We start from the raw sequence: 18,629 nt of genomic DNA, 5'->3' as shown, positions 1-18,629 counted from the left end.
TGCGAAAACAAGGCGATTCCACGTCACCCGGTGCCATCGATGAAGGCACCGGGTGCCGACTTTCTCGAAATCAAGAAGTTTTGCCCCGCAACCCTTTGATCGATCATCGATCAGCGAGTTACAGTCGCCGACGGGCACGCGACGGAGTCGCACATCGACACCGCACCCGAGTCCACGCCCTGTCCTGCCAAAGACCAAGGGCACCCCGAACCCTTACCGATGAGGGAACCCCCTTCGACTGAGGAAGGCGGCGACATGACCGACCCCTACGCCATCCAGCCGAGCGAGCTCGACCAGCTCCCGGACCGCGACCCGGAGGAGACCGCCGAATGGCGGGCCTCACTGGACGCCGTGGCCAGGGAAGCCGGGCCGCACCGTGCCGCGTATCTGATGCGCCGCACACTGGAGCGCGCGGAGGGCAACGGCATCTCGCTGCCCAGGCTGACCGAGACCGACTACGTCAACACCATCCCCACCGCCGCCGAGCCGCCCGTGCCCGGTGACGAGGAGATGGAGCGCAGGATCACCGCGTGGAACCGCTGGAACGCGGCCGCGATGGTGACCCGCGGCAGCAAGCACGGCGTCGGCGGCCACATCGCCACCTTCGCCTCCGCGGCCTGGCTGTACGAGACCGGCTTCAACCACTTCTTCAAGGGCAAGGAGGCCGACGGCTCCGGCGACCAGCTCTACATCCAGGGCCACGCCTCCCCCGGCATCTACGCCCGCGCCTTCCTCGACGGCCGCCTGGACGAGGCGCGCCTCGACAACTTCCGCCAGGAGGCCGGCGGCAACGGCCTGCCGTCGTACCCGCACCCGCGCCGGCTGCCCTGGCTGTGGGAGTTCCCGACGGTGTCGATGGGCCTCGGCCCGCTCTCCGCCATCTACCAGGCGCGCTTCAACCGCTACCTCACCAACCGCGGCATCAAGGACCTTTCCGCGTCCCACGTCTGGGCCTTCCTCGGCGACGGCGAGATGGACGAGCCCGAGTCGACCGCGGCCCTCGCGCTCGCCGCGCGTGAGGAGCTGGACAACCTCACCTTCGTCATCAACTGCAACCTGCAGCGTCTCGACGGCCCGGTCCGCGCCAACTTCAAGATCGTGCAGGAGCTGGAGGCCCAGTTCCGCGGCGCCGGCTGGAACGTCGTCAAGAGCCTGTGGGGCAGCGCCTGGGACGAACTGTTCGCGCTCGACACCACCGGCGCGCTCGTACGCCGGCTGCGCCAGGTGCCGGACGCCCAGGTCCAGACGTACCAGACCCGCGACGCCGCCTACATCCGCCAGGACTTCTTCGGCGCCGACCCGGCGCTCGTCGAGATGGCGAAGCTGCTGAGCGACGACAAGATCCTGGAGTGCTTCCACCTCTCCCGCGGTGGTCACGAGCCCCGCAAGGTGTATGCCGCGTACAAGGCAGCCGTCGAGCACAAGGGCGCGCCGACCGTGATCCTGGCCCAGACGGTCAAGGGCCACACCCTCGGCCAGGGCTTCGCGTCGAAGAACGCCAACCACCAGATGAAGAAGCTGGCGGTGGACGAGTTCAAGACGATGCGCGACCTGCTGGAGCTGCCGATCTCCGACGCGCAATTCGCCGACGGCGTGGTCCCCTACGGCCACCCGGGCGCCGACTCCCCCGAGGTCCGCTACCTCCAGGAGCGCCGCGCGGCCCTCGGCGGCCCGGCCCCGGCCCGCCGGGTCCACCCGCTCGCCCCGCTGCCGGCCCCGGCCGAGAAGGCGTTCGCCTCCTTCGACAAGGGCTCCGGCTCCCAGAACGTGGCCACCACCATGGCCTTCGTCCGCCTGATCAAGGACCTGGTCCGCGACAAGGAGACCGGAAAGCGCTGGGTGCCGATCGTCCCCGACGAGGCGCGCACCTTCGGTATGGAGTCGCTGTTCCCGTCCCTCGGGATCTACTCCCCCAAGGGCCAGACGTACGAGCCGGTCGATCGTGACCAGCTGATGTACTACAAGGAGGCCAAGAACGGCCAGATCCTCAACGAGGGGATCACCGAGGCCGGTTCGATGGCCGACTTCATCGCCGCGTCGACCGCGTACGCGACGCACGGCGAGGCGATGATCCCCTTCTACATCTTCTACTCGATGTTCGGCTGGCAGCGCACGGCCGACCAGATGTGGCAGCTCGGCGACCAGCTCGGCCGCGGCTTCCTGGTCGGGGCGACGGCGGGCCGTACGACGCTGACGGGCGAGGGCCTGCAGCACGCCGACGGCCACTCGCCGGTGATCGCGGCGACGAACCCGGCGGCGCTGTCGTACGACCCGGCGTTCGCGTACGAGATCGCGACGATCGTCAAGGACGGCCTGCGCCGGATGTACGGCGAGACGGCGCCGGGCGAGGACCCGAACGTCTTCTACTACCTGACCGTCTACAACGAGCCGCTGCCGCAGCCCGCGAAGCCGTCCGGCGTCGGCATCGACGAGGGCATCCTCAAGGGCCTGTACCGCTTCAACACGGCGGAGTCGGCGGGCCTGTCCCCCGTGGCCAACGCCCCCCGCATCCAGCTGCTGGGCTCCGGCACGGCGATCCACTGGGCGCTGGAGGCGCAGCGGCTGCTCGCCGAGGACTGGGGTGTCGCGGCCGACGTGTGGTCCGCGACCTCCTGGACCGAGCTGCGCCGCGACGCGCTGCAGGCGGACGCCGCCCTGCTGCGCGGCGAGGAGCGGGTGCCGTACGTCCGGCAGGCCCTGCACGGCGCCGAGGGCCCGGTGCTCGCGGTCTCCGACTACATGCGCCAGGTCCCGGACCAGATCGCGCAGTGGGTCGAGCAGGACTGGTCCTCGCTGGGCGCCGACGGCTTCGGCCTGTCGGACACCCGTGTGGCCGCCCGCCGCCACTTCGGCGTCGACGCCCAGTCGATCGTCGTCGCGGCCCTGGCCCAGCTCGCGAAGCGGGGCGAGGTCAAGGCGGCCGCGGTGAAGGAAGCCCGCGAGAAGTACGGGCTGTAGGTCCCCGTCGTGGTGCGAGGGGGCACGGCATCCATCTGCCGCGCCCCCTCGCTGTCACTGGGACCGGGCATCATGACGGTATGCGCGCTGCCCGCCTGATCAAGATGGTGCTGCTGCTCCAGTCCCGCCCCTCCATGACCGCCGCCGAACTCGCCCGCGAGCTGGAGGTGTCGGAGCGGACGGTGACACGGGACGCGCAGGCGCTGTCGGAGGCGGGCGTGCCGGTGTACGCGGACCGGGGCCGGGCCGGCGGCTACCGGCTGATCGGCGGATACCGAACCCGGCTGACCGGGCTCGCCCGGAGCGAGGCGGAGGCGCTGTTCCTGAGCGGAGTGCCGGGCGCGCTGCGGGAGTTGGGCCTGGAGGACGCCGCCTCGGCGGCCCGGCTGAAGGTGTCGGCCGCCCTCCTCCCCTCCCTGCGCGACGCGCCCCGCACGGTATCCCAACGCTTCCATCTGGACGCACCCGCCTGGTTCCGCGAACCACGGACACCCACGCTGCTCCCCACGATCGCGGAGGCGGTCTGGGACGACCGCTGCCTCACCGCCCACTACCGCCGCGGCGAACGGGAGGTGGAACGAACCGTAGAGCCCTACGGCCTCGTACTGAAGGCAGGCGTCTGGTACCTGTGCGCACGGGTTCTGCCGTCGGACACGGCGGACAGCGAGACCGGGATGCGCGGGGCGATGGGGGTGCGCGGGGCGGGCGGCGCGGGCGGCTTGAGCGATGCGGGCGGCGCAGGCGGCCTGAGCGATGCGGGCGGCGCGGGCGAAGCGGACCGCCTCGGCGACGCCGGCGACGCGGACGGCCCGCGCAATGCCAGCGGTCTGGATGGCTTGGGCGACACGGGCGGCCCGGGCGATGCAGGCAGTGCGGGCTGCGCGGACGGCCCGCGCAACGCGAGCAGTCCGGACGGCCTGGGCAACGCGGGCGGCTTGCGTGACTCGAACGCCCCAGGCGACGCAGGCAGCGCAGGCCCCGCAGACCATCTCGGCAACGCGGGCAACGCAAACGGCCCGGATGAAGCGGGCGACACCAGCAACGCGGGCAGCCCGCGTGACGCGGAGGGGCTCCACGGCTTCTCCGCCGCGCCGGAAGCGGGCAGTATCCGGAGCGGCGGCGCGAGCGGCAGCACGGGGCGTAGTGGGGTGCCTGGCGTCGGTGGCTTTCGGACCTATCGGATCGACCGGATCACCGCCGTCGCCGATCACGGCACCCGCTTCGTGCGGGACGACGCGTTCGATCTGCCCGGTTTCTGGGCGGCGCAGGCCGAGGGGTTTGCGCGGGCGATCCTGCGGGACGAGGTCGTCGTACGGCTGTCCGCTCGGGGTGTGCGCAGGCTGGCGTATGTCGTCGATCCCGTGTCCGCGCGCGAGGCGCTGCACAGCGCGGACGAGGCGGACGGCGAGGGGTGGGTGACCGCGACGCTGCCGGTGGAGTCCGAGGAGGTCGCGCACTCCCAGCTCATGGCGCTCGGTCCGGAAGTGGAGGTGCTGGCACCGGCCGGCCTGCGGGAGCGGTTCGCCCGGGACGCGGCGCGCGTGGCGGAGCTCTACGGCCGATAACAATCCGCCGCACTCCACGTGCGCCCCACCCGCTCAGGCCCGATGCTGGACCCGTGATGGAAGAGTCGGAGTTCTGGGAGCTGGTGGACGCCGCCCGCGAGGCCGCCGAGGGCGACCCGGAGGAGCAGGCCGACCTGCTCGTGGAGCGGCTGCTCCAGCTGGACCCGGAGTCGGTCCTGGACTTCGCCCGTCACTTCGAGTCCCGCTACAACAGGGCCTACCGCTGGGACCTGTGGGGCGCGGCCTGGGTGCTGCTCGACGGTGCCAGCGACGACGCCTTCGACTTCTTCCGCTGCTGGCTGATCGGTCAGGGCCGGGACGTCTTCGAGGGCGCCCTGCACGACCCGGACGCGCTGGCCGACCTGCTCGGCGAGTTCGACGAGGAGATCGACGGGGACGGCGAGGAACTGGGCTACGCCGCGGACGAGGCGTACGAACAGCTCACCGGTACCGTCGCCCCGGACCTGGGCCTCGCGCCCGCGCCCTCCGAACCGGAGGGGGCGCCCGTCGACTTCGAGAGCGAGCGGGTGCTCGCGGAGCGCTACCCCAAGCTGTGGGACCGGTTCAGGGAGTGAGCGGGAGTGAGTTCCCCCCGGGGTGAGCGTCAGGCCGCGGTCCGCCGCCGGCCGGTGTCCGACGGGATGTAGGCCTGCGCCCGGTCGGCCCGCACCGCGTGGTGCAGGGGTGCCTTGTTGGCCTGGTCGAGGGCGGATGCGGTGACCGCGGCCGGGCCGAGGATCACCGTCGCGACCGCGCAGTAGGACGCGGGGATCTGAGGGACCTGCGGGCCGCCTATGACGTGGCTGTGGGGGTGAGTGCGGCTGTGAGTGTCCTGCCCTGCAGGCGGGCCGCCTTCTCCCGCATCTCCGGGAGCCGCGCGGCCAGGGCCGCTCCCGGGCAGCTCGTCATGTACCCGTCGTTGTGGCCCGCGAGCGCGGGGAGGGTGGCGGTGGTGCCGGCCTCGTAACGGCTGAGGCCGTTGCTGGAGACCAGCCGTACCCGGCTGCGCGGGTCGATGCCGGCGGAGCCGAGCTTCCAGGCGGCGACGGCGGCGATCGCGTCGGTCATCGCCCGCGGCACGGTCACCCCCGAGGTGAAGGTGCCGATGGCCGCGATGCCCGTGGTGCGGTGGTTGAAGCCCTGGGCGTGGGCGCCGGTGACGGCCCGCCCGACACCGCCCGCGCGGCCCTCGTAGATCGTGCCGCAGCGGTCGACGAGGAAGTTGTAGCCGATGTCGTCCCAGCTGCGGGCGCCGGTCTGGCCCGCGTAGAGGTGACGGATGATGCGGGGCGCGTCGGCGCAGTCGTAGCCGTTGGGCGAGTCGGTGTGATGGACGAAGACCGCGAGGACCTTGTCGTCGTACCGCGGGGGCGGCTGCCTGGGCGCCGTGCTGCCGTCCAGCCAGACATCCCGCGGCACGATGCGGGGCCTGGCCGCCGAGTGCGGCGCCGGGGCCGGGCTGGCCGCCGCGGGCTGTGCGGGCCGGGCCGGGGCGACCGGCCGATCGGGGCCGCGCACGGCCAGTGCCAGGGCGAGGACGGCGGCGAGGCCGGGCAGACAGCCGAGCAGCACCAGGACGGGGCCGGGCAGGCGCACGGCGTGCCACCTTCCCGGCCCAGGCGTTCTTCGCAGGAAACGCATGGGCTCCACTGTGGGTGTGATCCACTCCGTCCGCGATGTGTGGTGTGCCACCTGGTGGAACCATCGTCCCGGTCCGAGGCGTTTTTGGAGGTACATGCGTGCGTGGCCGGTTCCCGAGTCACGCACGCCCGACTGATCACTGGGCCCGTCCCGCCCGTACTAGGGGTTCCGAGAGAAAGGCGGCTCCGTGGACCTGCTCGACCTCCTCCTTGCGCTGATGATCCTCGTGTACGCGGGGTCCGGCTACCGGCGCGGACTGCTGGCCGGATGCATGTCGCTGGCCGGGTTCGTGGGCGGCGCGGTGCTCGGGGTGTGGGTGCTGCCGTGGATGATGAACCTGGTCACGCGGGGGTCGACGGCGGCCACGGTGACCGCGGTACTGACGGTGCTGGTCCCGGCGGTGGTGGGACACGAGCTGGCGGGGCGCCTCGCGCTGCGGCTGCGGCGTGAACTGGACCGTACGGGCCGGGACGGGCTGCGAGTGGCGGACGGGATAGGCGGGGCGGCGGCCAACTCGCTCGCGGTGCTGATCGTGGCCTGGGTGGCCGCGAGCGTGCTGGGCGCCTCCTCGTCCCCGGTGGTGACGACGGCGATACGGGACTCGGCGCTGCTGGGTGCGGTGCAGAACGCGATGCCGGACACCACGCCCTCGTGGTTCTCGCGCGCCACGTCCGCGCTCACGGAGGCGGGCTTCCCGCAGGTCTTCAACCCGTTCGAGAACGAGTCGACGGCGGAAGTCGCCAAGCCCTCCGGCGACAGCGTCACGGCGCGCGCCACCGAGGCCGCGAGGACGAGCACGGTGAAGATCGAGGGCGCCGCCGGCAACCAGGGCCGCGAGGGCAGCGGCTTCGTGTACGCGCGCGAGCATGTGATGACCAACGCCCACGTGGTGGCCGGCATCGACCGCCCGAGCGTGCGGATCGGCGGTGTCGGGCGGTCGTACGAGGCCCGGGTGGTGCTCTTCGACCCGAACCGGGACGTGGCGGTGCTGTACGTTCCCGGGCTCCGTGCGCCCGTGCTGCGGTTCGACGACCATGCCGGGCGCGGGGACTCGGCGGTGGTCGCGGGCTATCCGCAGGACGGCGATCTGAATCTGCAGGCGGCGACCGTGGCGAACCGGGTGCGGGCGAACGGCCGCACCATCTACAACGACGCCACGGTGACCCGCGAGATCTACTCGATCCGCTCGACGGTCCGCCCCGGCAACTCCGGCGGGCCGCTGCTGACCACGGACGGCCGGGTGTACGGCGTGGTCTTCGCCCGCTCCACCTCCGACGACGAGACGGGCTACGTCCTGACGGCGAACGAGGTGGCCCCCGACGCGCGGCGCGCGGCCACGGCGACGGCGCCGGTGGGCACGGGGGACCTGGTCACTTCGTAGCGGTCGGCAGCGGGGCCGGCACGGTCAGCACGGTCAGAGGGAGCGCCCCATGAACACGTCGTCCACGTACTCCCCCGCCAGCAGGAACTCCTCCGGCAGCACGCCCTCGACCACGAACCCCTCCGACTCGTAGAGCTTGCGGGCGGGGGTGTTGTGCCCGAGGACGCGCAGCGTGACGCGACGGGCGCCGCGGCGGCGGGCCTCGTCGACGGCGGCCCGGAGCAGCGCGCGGCCGACACCCCTGCCGCGGGCGTCGTCGTGGACGGCCAGCCCCTGGATCTGCCGTACGTGCGCGTTCGAGGCGAGCGGGGTCGAAAAGCCGAGGCGGATGTAGCCGACGATGCGCCGGTCGAGCTCGGCGACCAGCGTGTCGTCGGGGGCGTGGCGCTCGCTGAAGAACGAGTCGTAGGGCGGCTGCGGCTCGGGCATCACCGCGTGCAGATACGACCAGGTGGCCTGGTCCAGGAGCCGCAACTCCTCGTCGTCGTCCGGCAGGGCGGTGCGTATGTACGGATCCGGCATGACGGCCACCTTAGACGTGGCAGTGCAGGATGGGTTCATGGAACGTTCGCGAATCGCGGTGGCCGGCGCGTCCGGTCTCATCGGCAGCGCTCTGGTGCGGTCCCTGGTCGCCGACGGGCACGAGGTGGTGCGGCTGGTCCGCCGTGCGGCCCGCGGCGCGGAGGAGGTCTGCTGGGACCCCGAGGGGCAGTACGTGGACACGGCGGGGCTGGTCGGCTGTGACGTCGTGGTCGATCTCGCGGGCGCCGGCATCGGCGACCGGCGCTGGACGGACGCGTACAAGCGGAGGATCAGGGACAGCCGGGTGCTCGGCACGGCGGCGCTGGCGGAGGCGGTCGCCGTGCTGGACGAGCCGCCGCGTGTCTTCGTCAGCGGCAGCGCGATCGGTGTCTACGGCGACACCGGGGACCGTGCCGTGGACGAGACGGCGCCGCCCGGGGACGGTTTCCTGCCCTCCCTGTGCGTGGAGTGGGAGGAGGCGGCGGCACCGGCCGAGGAGGCGGGCGTACGGACCGTGTTCGCCCGTACGGGGCTGGTGGTGGCCCGTGAGGGCGGTGCGTGGGCGCGGCTGTTCCCGCTGTTCAAGGCGGGGCTCGGCGGGCGGATGGGGGACGGGCGGCAGTACTGGTCGTTCATCGCGCTGCACGACGAGGTGGCCGCGATCCGCCATCTCATCGACACCGAGGACCTGTCCGGGCCGGTCAACCTGACTGCCCCGACTCCCCTGACCAACCGTGAGATCACGGCGGCGATGGGGCGGGTGCTGCACCGGCCGGCCGTCCTGCCGGTCCCGGCACCGGTGTTGCGCTCCGTGCTGGGCGAGATGGCGGGAGATGTGCTCGGCAGCCAACGGGTGCTGCCGAAACGGCTGTTGGAGTCGGGTTTCGTGTTCGCCTTCCCGGGGATCGAGGACGCGCTCCGCGCGGCTCTGGCGTAGCCGAGAAATGACTGTATGCGACCGTCGTGCGACCGTGCTCTGTCGGTGCGCGACTGTCCTCGACCGATCACGGCCCTAACCTCGACCCGAACTCGGGTATCCCTGGAGCCAGTTGGGGGCATCACGTCTCCACCGGCCGCGCAACATCGAGGAGGGGCCTCGTGCTTGAGCCCGTGTACCAGGCGGACGTCGTCATCGTGGGAGCCGGAATCGCCGGACTGTCGGCGGCTCATCGGCTGACCAGCGCGGGCGTCACGACCGCAGTCCTGGAGGCCGCCCCCTACGTGGGCGGCCGTATGTCGACGGAGAAGGTCGACGGCTTCCGGCTCGACCGGATCGGACAGCTCCTGTCCACCTCCTATCCCGAGCTACGCCTGACACCAGGGCTCGACGCCCTCGTTCTGCGCCCCTTCGCCCCGGGCGTCCTGCTGCACCACGACGGACGCCGGCACCGCGCGGGCGCTCCGGCGGGCGGAGGGAGCGCAAGGGGCGCACTCCACGCGGTGCGCGCCCTCGCGAGCGCTCCCAGGGGCGCGGTCGCGTCGCCCGCGCGCGCGGGCGCGCCCATGGGCGGCGCCGTCGACCAGGCCCGGCTCGGGGTGGCGCTGGCCCGGATAGCCGCCACGCCCGTCGAGCGCATCCTGGCCCGCCCCGAACTGCCCGCCGCACAGGCGCTCGCCGTCCGCGGGGTGCCCGCCCGCACGATCGACGGCTTCCTGCGCCCGCTGCTCGCCGCCCTGCTGTGCGACCCGGAGCTGAGGACGTCCAGCCGGTGCGCCGACCTCGCGCTGCGCGCCTTCGCGAGCGGGCGGCTCAGCGTGCCCGAGGGCGGCGCCGAGGCACTGCCCGAGCTGCTCGCCCGCGCACTGCCGCCCGGCACCGTGCACACGGGGGTCCGGGCCACCTCGGTCTCCACGACCTCGGTGACCACCGCCGAGCACGGCGAGATCCGCTGCCGTGCCGTACTGCTGGCCACCGACGCGCGGGCCGCGGCCGAGCTGCTGCCCGGTCTGCGGGTGCCGGACTTCCACCCGGTGACGGTGGTGCACCACACGACCGACGAGCCCCTGGGCACCGGCGCCTCACTGCTGCTCGACGCCGACCGCGGCGGCCCCGTCGCGCACACCGCGATGGTCAGCGCCGTCGACCCGAGCCGCGCGCCCGCGGGCCGGGCGCTCGTCTCGTCGACCGTGCTGGGCACTCCCCCGGAAGGCGTCGACACGGCCGTACGGATGCACCTGTCCCGGCTGTACGGCACCTCGACCCGCCGCTGGGAGACGCTCGCCGTGCACCACACCGCCGAGGCCGTCCCGGCGATGCGCCCACCGCACGATCCACGCCGCCCGGTACGGCTCCTGGCGGGCCTGTACGTGTGCGGCGACCACCGCGACACCAGCACCGTCCAGGGCGCCCTGCACTCGGCCCACCGGGCCGCGGCGGCGATCCTGGCGGACCTGGGCGCGGCGGGCTCGCTGCACCGGGCGGACCCGCTGCCCGCGATGAAGCGCGCCGCCTAGCCGACGGTCACCCGAGCGCCGCCACCTTGTCCCGGTAGCCCCGTACCGGTGCCGCGTCCCTGTAGGGCTCGAGACGGCGCTCGAAGTCCTTGACGTACTCGATCGCCCGCACCGAGCGCATCTCCACCGCCTGCCCGGCCGCCTCCGCGCCCAGCAGGCAGGCCTGGTCGAGCTCCCCGAGACCGAGGCGGGCGGTGGCGAGGACGACACGGCAGAACAGACGGCTGCGGGCGAACGTCGGGGCGCGCAGTTGCAGGGAGCGCTCCGCGTGCTGCGCCGAGGCGCGGAACTGCTGCAGGTCGCGGTGGCAGTGCCCGAACTCGTCGGCGAGCTGCGCCTCGTCGAAGAACCGCGCCCAGTACGGCACCTCGTCCCCGGGCCGGGCCGCCTCCAGGGCGCGCTCGGCGCGGACCAGCGCGCCGGTGCAGGCCCGCACCTCGCCGAGCACGCCGTGCGCGCGGGCCTCCGCCGAGTGCAGCAGTGCCTGCACGACGGGCGGGGCGGTCGTTCCCACGCCCTGCTGCGCCACCCGCGCCAGCTGGACGGCCTCGCGGCCGTGCCCGAGGTAGACGGCCTGGCGGCTCATGGTGACCAGGACGTAGGAGCCGTACGTCCGGTCCCCGGCCGCCTGTGCGAGCCGCAGCGCCTGCACGAAGTAGCGCTGGGCGAGTCCGTGCGCGGCGATGTCGTACGACGTCCAGCCGGCGAGCCGGGTGAGATCGGCGGCCGCGGCGAACAGCCGGCGGCCCGTCTGCTCGCCGTAGGTGCCGCGCAGCATCGGCTCGCACTCGTGCTCCAGATAGCGCACCAGGGCCTGGCGGGCGTGGCCGCCGCCGTAGGCGTCGTCGAGGGTGCGGAAGAGCTCGCCGACCGAGCGCAGCGCGGCGATGTCGCCCCCGGTGACCTTCTGGCCGGGGCCTCGCTCGGCCTGGCCGCGCGGGCGCGGCACGACGGGCCGCCCCTGCGGAGGCACCTTGGGCAGCGGTTCGCCGCGGGCCACCCGGTCGTCGGCCCGGCCGATCAGCCAGTCCCGGCTGGGCACGACGAGCCCCGCCGGGGTGAAGGCGATCTTGCGCAGCTCGGCATGGCTGCCGGAGTCCTTGCGCCACAGCCCGCTGACGATGTCGACGGCCTCCTCGGGGGTGGACGCGAACTCCAGCCCGGCGTACACCGGCGCACAGGCGTCCAGGCCGAGATCCTGGGCCGTGAGCCGGCGCCCGAGGCGGCGCGTGAAGACCTCGGCGATGAGCGCGGGCGTGGTGCCCCGGGGCTGCTGTCCGCGCAGCCACCGGGTCACGGATGTCTTGTCGTATCTGAGATCCAGCCCGTGTTCGAGGCCGAGCTGGTCGACGCGACGGGCCAGACCTGCGTTGGAGAATCCCGCTTCTGCGATGAGCGCGGCGAGCTGGCGATTGGGGGTGCGCTGCGCGGGTCGTTCCGTCATCTGCGGTGCGGTCTCCTGCCTTCCAGGCCGTTGAAGTGCCCGGATTGCCTGTGAGCAGCCCTTATGGCCTCATGAACGGCGCGAATGTAGCGGAGAGTGAGCAGCCAGTCGCACACTTTGTAGTTCATTCATCCGATCGTGTGAGGATTGCCCCCTGGGCTGACGTAAGCGGACCGGTCGTACAGTGGCTTGGGCGCATTACATGCCTGACACACCCGTCGCCGAGGGAGGCGCTTGCCGTGAGTGAGTTGCGGTTCGTCCGCATGGGGTTCGGCGCACAGGCCGTCGAGTACCAGAAGGCCTGGGACGAGCAGCGCCGGGTGCACGCGGCGCGGTTCGCCGACGAGGTGCCCGACACCGTCCTGCTGCTCGAACACCCGCCGGTCTACACGGCGGGCCGCCGCACCGAGGACAGCGAGCGGCCGCTCGACGGCACCCCGGTCATCGACGTGGACCGCGGCGGCAAGATCACCTGGCACGGCCCCGGTCAGCTGGTCGGCTACCCGATCCAGAAGCTCCCCCGCCCGGTGGACGTGGTCGCGCACGTACGGCGTCTGGAGGAGGCACTGATCCGCACCTGCGCCGAGTTCGGCGTCGAGAGCACCCGGGTCGAGGGCCGCAGCGGCGTGTGGGTGCTCGGAGACCCCGTCGAGCATCGGCCGGCGCTCGGCGGACTCTCCCTGGACTTCGACCCGCGGCTGACCGACGAGGAGTTCGACCCGAGGCTGAACGGCCCGGAGTACGCCCCCTCCAACGCGGGGCAGCGCCGCGAGGACCGCAAGATCGCCGCGATCGGCATCCGCGTCGCCAAGGGCGTCACGATGCACGGCTTCTCCTTCAACGTGAACCCGGACAACGCCTGGTTCGACCGGATCATCCCGTGCGGCATCCGGGACGCCGGGGTCACCTCCCTCGCGAGCGAACTGGGCCGGGAGATCACGGTCGAGGAGATCCTGCCGACGGTCGAGCGGCATCTGAAGGACATCCTCGAAAATGCCGACCTGAAGCCGCGGGTGATCGAGGAGGCGACCGCCTGACCCCCGTCCGACCTCGGGAATGGACCCCGTCGAGGTGAGGTTGGCCTCACGGGATAGGCCCAACAACCACGGGCGTACGCTGGTGTACGCCGAAGAATCGAAGACTACTCAAAGCAATCAGCAGGGAGCCGGTCGTGTCCGCAGTCTCACCCGACGGACGCAAGTTGCTGCGCCTGGAGGCCCGCAACAGCGAGACCCCCATCGAGCGCAAGCCCGAGTGGATCAAGACGCGGGCGAAAATGGGTCCCGCGTACACGGAGATGCAGAAGCTCGTGAAGAGCGAGGGTCTGCACACGGTCTGCCAGGAAGCCGGCTGCCCGAACATCTACGAATGCTGGGAGGACCGCGAGGCGACCTTCCTCATCGGCGGCGACCAGTGCACCCGGCGCTGCGACTTCTGCCAGATCGACACCGGCAGGCCCAAGGCCCTCGACCGTGACGAGCCGCGCCGCGTCGGCGAGTCCGTGGTCACCATGGACCTGAACTACGCCACCGTCACCGGCGTCGCCCGCGACGACCTGGAGGACGGCGGCGCCTGGCTGTACGCCGAGACCGTGCGCCAGATCCACCAGCAGACCGCGGAGCGCGCGGCCGGGCGGACCAAGGTCGAGCTCCTCGCTCCCGACTTCAACGCCGTCCCGGAGCACCTCGAAGAGGTCTTCTCCACCCGGCCCGAGGTCTTCGCGCACAACCTCGAAACGGTTCCCCGGATCTTCAAGCGGATCCGCCCCGGCTTCCGCTACGACCGCTCCCTGAAGGTCCTCACCGACGCCCGCGACTACGGCCTCGTCACCAAGTCGAACCTCATCCTCGGCATGGGCGAGACCCGCGAGGAGATCAGCGACGCGCTGAAGCAGCTGCACGAGGCCGGGTGCGAGCTGATCACCATCACGCAGTACCTGCGCCCGTCCGTGCGTCACCACCCGGTCGACCGCTGGGTCAAGCCGCAGGAGTTCGTGGAGCTGAAGGAGGAGGCCGAGCAGATCGGCTTCTCCGGTGTGATGTCCGGCCCGCTGGTCCGGTCCTCGTACCGCGCCGGGCGTCTGTACCAGATGGCCATAGAGAAGCGTGGCACCTACGTCGCCACCCAGGCCGTCTGACAGATCGTCACCATCGTTGCTCCGTACGAGTGCGGGACAACCGTGTGAATTCCCGCACAAGAAATTACCGGCCAGTAGCGACCGAGAACGCGCGGTCCTGACAGTCCTCGCAGATGGGGGCGCCGTCAGGGCCGCGTATTCACTCCACCCCCGCCCCATCAAGGCTTCATTGGCGTTTGACCGGTCAGTCACACCCTGGTAACACCAATCAGTGACCCTGGTATCACGCCACGTACACCCGTACCCGACGCCGTCGAGGGGGACCTCCACCATGCAGGCCGCGCCCGTTCGCGCCACCGCCATCCCGACCTTCACCGACGCACTCCGTGCCGTCGAGTCCCTGCTCATGAGCGGCGGCCAGCGCACCGCCCGCCGCAATGCCTGGACCTCGGTCCTGGAGGACCGCCGTCGCGCCAAGGACCGGGTCGAGGCGCAGCGCGTCCTGGAGCAGGCGGCCACCCGCCCCTGACGCCCCCGCTCCGGGCACTGCCGTCGTGGGCACTCCCGGGGCCACGTAGACTTCGTGGCATGGCGAGGAAGGAAACCGCAGCGGACGCTGCGAACCCAGGGCGACTGAAGCAGATCGCCCTTACGTACAAGATGACCCGTAAGGCCGACAAGAAGATCGGTCTTGTGCTCGCGGCTGTTGGCGTCGGCACCTTCGGTGTCCTCCTCGCGATCGGCTTCTTGATCGGTCACCCCCTCTATCTGGGCATCCTGGGCCTGCTGCTCGCGTTCCTCGCGGCGGCGATCGTGTTCGGCCGCCGGGCCGAGCGGGCCGCGTTCGGGCAGATGGAGGGCCAGCCGGGTGCCGCCGCGGCCGTGCTCGACAACATCGGCCGGGGCTGGACGACGACCCCCGCGGTCGCGATGAACCGCAGCCAGGACGTGGTGCACCGCGCGGTCGGCAAGGCCGGCATCGTGCTGGTCGCCGAGGGCAACCCGAACCGGGTGAAGAGCCTGCTCGCCGCCGAGAAGAAGAAGATGGCCCGCATCGTGGCGGACGTCCCGGTGCACGACGTGATCGTCGGCACGGGCGAGGGCCAGGTCGAACTGAAGAAGCTGCGCACGACCATGCTGAAGTACCCGCGCGTCCTGACCGGCCCGCAGGTCACCACCACCAACGACCGGCTGCGCGCCATGGGCGACCTGATGAGCAACATGCCGCTGCCGAAGGGCCCGATGCCCAAGGGCATGCGGATGCCCAAGGGCGGCAAGGCCCGCTGACTCTCCCAGAGGTACGACGAAGGGGGCGCCCGGAATCACCGGGCGCCCCCTTCGTCGTACGGCCGCTGGAGCGTCGCCGCGGGGCCGCTGGTGGAGAGTCGTCGTACGGCCGCTGGAAAGCCGCCAGGGGGGTGTCGTTTGGATCATCCCGGCGTCGCGGGCCCTGGCACGCACATCTGCCGCGTTGTCGTCACTCGCCGACGCTCCGCCAGACCGCACCGTTCGTCACGGCCGGCCTGATCCAAACGACACCGCCTAGATACGGACCTCGACCGTCCCGGCCAGCCGGTCGTGCAGACCGCGGCCGTCGCGGTCCCAGACGAGCGCCGGGACGGCGAGGAAGAACAGGACCGTGCGCAGCAGCGCGCGCAGCGGGTTCACCCGGCCCGTGTCCAGGGCGACGACCCGCAGCCCGAACAGCCGCTTGCCCGGCGTGGAGCCGACCGTGCCGAGGGTGAGGACCAGCAGCACGAGCAGGATGAGCGGCGCCCAGACCTGCGCCGCCTTGTTATAGCTGTCGGTGATCAAGCCGTATGCGATCAAGAGGCACAGGCCCCAGTCCACGGCCAGCGCCCCCAGTCGGCGCCCCGGGCGCGCGATCGAACCCGGCCCCTCCTCGGGCAGACCGAGCTGTTCGCCGCGGTATCCGAAATCGGCACCGGCGTCTTCCATGGCCGCGCGCGGCCCGGAAAGCCACGATCCCATTGCTTGCCTGTTGTCCACCCGTCCACGGTACTGCCCGCTCGAATGCCCGGGGCACGGCGGGGTGTGTCGGGGCTACCGTGGAACCGAAGCCGGTTAACTTCTGCGAAACAAATGGGTCACGCCCGAGAAATCACCCGTCCCTAGGGTCGGGGACAGCGTGTGCCACCGCACTGGCCGCACGAACGAACTACCACCCCGGCGAGGACGGTCGGGAGTAGGAGGAGCTGGATGTTCCAGAACGCCGACGAGGCCAAGAAGTTCATCGCGGACGAGGACGTCAAGTTCATCGACGTCCGTTTCTGCGACCTGCCGGGCGTCATGCAGCACTTCACCGTGCCCGTCGAGGCGTTCGACCCGGACGAGGAACTCGCCTTCGACGGATCCTCGATCCGTGGCTTCCAGGCCATTCACGAGTCCGACATGGCGCTGCGCGCGGACCTGTCGACCGCCCGGGTCGACCCGTTCCGCCGCGACAAGACCCTCAACATCAACTTCTTCATCCACGACCCGATCACGGGCGAGCAGTACTCCCGTGACCCGCGCAACGTGGCGAAGAAGGCCGAGGCCTACCTCGCCTCCACCGGTATCGCCGACACCGCGTACTTCGGTCCCGAGGCCGAGTTCTACGTCTTCGACTCCGTCCGCTTCGCCACCAGCGCGAACGAGTCCTTCTACCACATCGACTCCGAGGCCGGCGCCTGGAACACCGGTGCCCTCGAGGACAACCGTGGTTACAAGGTCCGCTACAAGGGCGGCTACTTCCCGGTCCCGCCGGTCGACCACTTCGCCGACCTGCGCGCCGAGATCTCCCTGGAGCTGGAGGCGGCCGGCCTGAAGGTCGAGCGCCAGCACCACGAGGTGGGCACCGCCGGCCAGGCCGAGATCAACTACAAGTTCAACACGCTGCTCGCGGCCGCCGACGACCTCCAGCTCTTCAAGTACATCGTGAAGAACGTCGCCTGGCGCAACGGCAAGACGGCGACCTTCATGCCGAAGCCGATCTTCGGTGACAACGGCTCGGGCATGCACGTGCACCAGTCGCTGTGGGCGGGCGGCGACCCGCTGTTCTACGACGAGGCCGGTTACGCGGGCCTGTCGGACACCGCCCGCTACTACATCGGCGGCATCCTCAGGCACGCCCCGTCGCTGCTGGCCTTCACCAACCCGACGGTGAACTCCTACCACCGTCTGGTCCCGGGCTTCGAGGCGCCGATCAACCTGGTGTACTCGCAGCGCAACCGCTCCGCCGCGATGCGTATCCCGATCACGGGCTCCAACCCGAAGGCCAAGCGCGTCGAGTTCCGCGCGCCCGACTCCTCCGGCAACCCGTACCTCGCCTTCTCGGCCCTCCTCCTCGCGGGCCTCGACGGCATCAAGAACAAGATCGAGCCGGCCGAGCCGATCGACAAGGACCTCTACGAGCTGGCTCCCGAGGAGCACGCGAACGTCGCGCAGGTCCCGACCTCGCTCCCGGCCGTTCTCGACTCGCTGGAGCGCGACCACGAGTTCCTGCTCGCCGGTGACGTGTTCACGTCCGACCTGATCGAGACGTGGATCGACTTCAAGCGCGCGAACGAGATCGCTCCGCTGCAGCTGCGTCCGCACCCGCACGAGTTCGAGCTCTACTTCGACGTGTAAAGACGTCTGTCCGTAGCGACGCCCGAGTAACTGGCTGAGGGCCGCCACCTGCAACACTGCAGGTGGCGGCCCTCAGTCGTGCGCTGGGGTGCTTGTGTGTGTCACACCGCCTTCGTCAGCCGACCAGGATCACCACGACGCCGCCGGTGTTGAACCCGTTGTTGAACCCGTTGTTGAAGCCGAAGCCACCGAAGCCACCGAAGTTGCCGAAGCCGAAGCCACAGTTGTTCCACCAGCCGCCGTTGAAGCAGCCGCGGTTGGTCGTGACCTGGGTCGGAGTGGCGGCCGAGGCCGTTCCTGCTGTGGCGATGGTGGTGCCGCCGGCCAGCAGCACACCGACGGCGGACGCCGCCACGAGACGCCTAGCACGCTGTGCTTTCATGGACGTACCTTCCTTCCACCCCTCGTGCGGTATGTGAAGCACGAATCGGATGGCCGCGACCTCAGAGGTAAAAGTTCGGCGCGGTCGTAGGTCTGGCCGCCTGGTCTACCAGGAGCAGCGCTGTCGGTTTTCCCTGGTGAGCAGGGATTACGCCGGCGTAGGGCGTACCCCGCACTGCGGCTCTCTCACCTTCAGATGCTAGTGGTCCGCCGTCCACTCGGCATCCTGGGCAACCTTCCGCGCTTCCCAGGCTTCCTACACTCGGGGGATCATCCTCCTTGGTTCTTTCGGACGAGAGAGGTTGAACGGGGATGACTGAACAGGACGACTGGGAGCGGGAGTTCGATCACCGCTGGGCGAATTCCGCCGAGCACAAGGAGCCCTCCGCCCGGGCCCGGATGCTCGCCGCCCGCTGGAAGGAAAACCCCCCGGACCCGGCACCGTTCCGCGCCGACCCGGACCCGGTGGGGCCCCGCCGCTCGTCATGGGTGTCCACTGCGATAGTCCTCGGCTGCGTCGCCGCGGTGATAGTCCTGCTCGGGTACGCCCAGATGCGGGCTCCGTACTAGATCCGC

Annotated in this window: 17 protein-coding genes and 2 pseudogenes; 13 read left to right on the top strand and 6 right to left on the bottom strand. The window is 71.1% G+C overall.

From position 1 onward, the window contains the following. Positions 1–255: 255 nt before the first annotated feature. From aceE to ACFY1J_RS07880, 4 genes and pseudogenes are all read left to right on the top strand, one after another. Entirely contained in the window at positions 256–2,958 is a 2,703-nt protein-coding gene (gene aceE, locus ACFY1J_RS07895; RefSeq protein ID WP_390730883.1) for a pyruvate dehydrogenase (acetyl-transferring), homodimeric type, read from the top strand. A gap of 80 nt (positions 2,959–3,038) precedes the next feature. Continuing rightward, positions 3,039–3,599, top strand: a pseudogene (locus tag ACFY1J_RS07890) (helix-turn-helix transcriptional regulator); the annotation flags it as partial. 507 nt (positions 3,600–4,106) lie between these two features. Beyond that, positions 4,107–4,523 (top strand): annotated as a pseudogene (locus ACFY1J_RS07885) (WYL domain-containing protein); the annotation flags it as partial. A gap of 56 nt (positions 4,524–4,579) precedes the next feature. Next, on the top strand, positions 4,580–5,098 hold the full coding sequence (locus tag ACFY1J_RS07880; protein WP_390709349.1) for a DUF4240 domain-containing protein: 519 nt from the start codon (positions 4,580–4,582) through the stop codon (positions 5,096–5,098). Positions 5,099–5,127: 29 nt separating this feature from the next. Here ACFY1J_RS07880 and ACFY1J_RS07875 read toward each other — a convergent pair whose 3' ends face one another. Together ACFY1J_RS07875 and ACFY1J_RS07870 are read right to left on the bottom strand one after the other, a co-directional pair. Continuing rightward, a complete protein-coding gene (locus tag ACFY1J_RS07875; protein ID WP_390731022.1) occupies positions 5,128–5,319 on the bottom strand; it encodes a hypothetical protein in 192 nt (63 codons plus the stop codon). Continuing rightward, positions 5,316–6,164 carry a peptidoglycan recognition protein gene (locus ACFY1J_RS07870; RefSeq protein ID WP_390730882.1) on the bottom strand — a complete coding sequence of 283 codons (849 nt, stop codon included), beginning with the start codon at positions 6,162–6,164 and terminating at the stop codon, positions 5,316–5,318. The genes ACFY1J_RS07875 and ACFY1J_RS07870 overlap by 4 nt, the downstream gene beginning before the upstream one ends. A 187-nt stretch (positions 6,165–6,351) precedes the next feature. On the opposite strand from ACFY1J_RS07870, the gene ACFY1J_RS07865 reads away from it, so the two are divergent. Continuing rightward, positions 6,352–7,545: a MarP family serine protease gene (locus tag ACFY1J_RS07865; protein WP_390709245.1), complete on the top strand. Its 1,194-nt coding sequence runs from the start codon at positions 6,352–6,354 to the stop codon at positions 7,543–7,545. A 33-nt stretch (positions 7,546–7,578) separates the two neighbouring features. Here the strand turns inward: ACFY1J_RS07865 and ACFY1J_RS07860 are convergent, their stop codons facing one another. Next, positions 7,579–8,067: a GNAT family N-acetyltransferase gene (locus ACFY1J_RS07860; protein ID WP_390730881.1), complete on the bottom strand. Its 489-nt coding sequence runs from the start codon at positions 8,065–8,067 to the stop codon at positions 7,579–7,581. 37 nt (positions 8,068–8,104) lie between these two features. Between ACFY1J_RS07860 and ACFY1J_RS07855 the strand changes: the two genes are divergently transcribed. Then, a complete protein-coding gene (locus ACFY1J_RS07855) occupies positions 8,105–9,004 on the top strand; it encodes a TIGR01777 family oxidoreductase (protein ID WP_390730880.1) in 900 nt (299 codons plus the stop codon). A 161-nt stretch (positions 9,005–9,165) separates the two neighbouring features. After that, positions 9,166–10,521, top strand: coding sequence for an NAD(P)/FAD-dependent oxidoreductase (locus ACFY1J_RS07850; protein ID WP_390709248.1), 1,356 nt, complete (start codon positions 9,166–9,168; stop codon positions 10,519–10,521). 7 nt (positions 10,522–10,528) lie between these two features. On the opposite strand, the gene ACFY1J_RS07845 is transcribed toward ACFY1J_RS07850, so the two are convergent. Further along, complete coding sequence (locus ACFY1J_RS07845; RefSeq protein ID WP_390709249.1) at positions 10,529–11,965, bottom strand: regulator; 1,437 nt, start codon at positions 11,963–11,965, stop codon at positions 10,529–10,531. Positions 11,966–12,204: 239 nt separating this feature from the next. On the opposite strand from ACFY1J_RS07845, the gene lipB reads away from it, so the two are divergent. From lipB to ACFY1J_RS07825, 4 genes are all read left to right on the top strand, one after another. After that, the gene (gene lipB / locus ACFY1J_RS07840; protein WP_390730879.1) at positions 12,205–13,002 is read left to right on the top strand and encodes a lipoyl(octanoyl) transferase LipB; all 798 of its coding nucleotides are present in this window, start codon (positions 12,205–12,207) and stop codon (positions 13,000–13,002) included. Positions 13,003–13,136: 134 nt separating this feature from the next. Continuing rightward, on the top strand, positions 13,137–14,102 hold the full coding sequence (lipA, locus tag ACFY1J_RS07835; RefSeq protein ID WP_390709251.1) for a lipoyl synthase: 966 nt from the start codon (positions 13,137–13,139) through the stop codon (positions 14,100–14,102). Between the two features lie 271 nt (positions 14,103–14,373). Beyond that, entirely contained in the window at positions 14,374–14,571 is a 198-nt protein-coding gene (locus ACFY1J_RS07830) for a hypothetical protein (RefSeq protein ID WP_263207964.1), read from the top strand. A 59-nt stretch (positions 14,572–14,630) separates the two neighbouring features. Next, positions 14,631–15,329 carry a DUF4191 domain-containing protein gene (locus tag ACFY1J_RS07825; protein WP_390709252.1) on the top strand — a complete coding sequence of 233 codons (699 nt, stop codon included), beginning with the start codon at positions 14,631–14,633 and terminating at the stop codon, positions 15,327–15,329. Between the two features lie 255 nt (positions 15,330–15,584). Here ACFY1J_RS07825 and ACFY1J_RS07820 read toward each other — a convergent pair whose 3' ends face one another. Continuing rightward, positions 15,585–16,052, bottom strand: a complete 468-nt coding sequence (locus ACFY1J_RS07820; RefSeq protein ID WP_390709253.1) for an RDD family protein — start codon at positions 16,050–16,052, stop codon at positions 15,585–15,587. A 210-nt stretch (positions 16,053–16,262) separates the two neighbouring features. Here ACFY1J_RS07820 and glnA point away from each other — a divergent pair, with 210 nt between their 5' ends. Beyond that, positions 16,263–17,672, top strand: a complete 1,410-nt coding sequence (glnA, locus tag ACFY1J_RS07815; RefSeq protein ID WP_390709254.1) for a type I glutamate--ammonia ligase — start codon at positions 16,263–16,265, stop codon at positions 17,670–17,672. A gap of 115 nt (positions 17,673–17,787) precedes the next feature. Here the strand turns inward: glnA and ACFY1J_RS07810 are convergent, their stop codons facing one another. After that, complete coding sequence (locus tag ACFY1J_RS07810) at positions 17,788–18,054, bottom strand: hypothetical protein (RefSeq protein ID WP_390709255.1); 267 nt, start codon at positions 18,052–18,054, stop codon at positions 17,788–17,790. A gap of 311 nt (positions 18,055–18,365) precedes the next feature. Between ACFY1J_RS07810 and ACFY1J_RS07805 the strand changes: the two genes are divergently transcribed. After that, positions 18,366–18,623: a hypothetical protein gene (locus ACFY1J_RS07805; protein WP_363298809.1), complete on the top strand. Its 258-nt coding sequence runs from the start codon at positions 18,366–18,368 to the stop codon at positions 18,621–18,623. Positions 18,624–18,629 lie beyond the last annotated feature (6 nt).

Source organism: Streptomyces sp. NPDC001406 (genome assembly GCF_042895285.1).
GTDB lineage: Bacteria > Actinomycetota > Actinomycetes > Streptomycetales > Streptomycetaceae > Streptomyces.
Note: the sequence above shows the minus strand (reverse complement) of the source record. Positions and strands in the feature narration are given on the sequence as shown.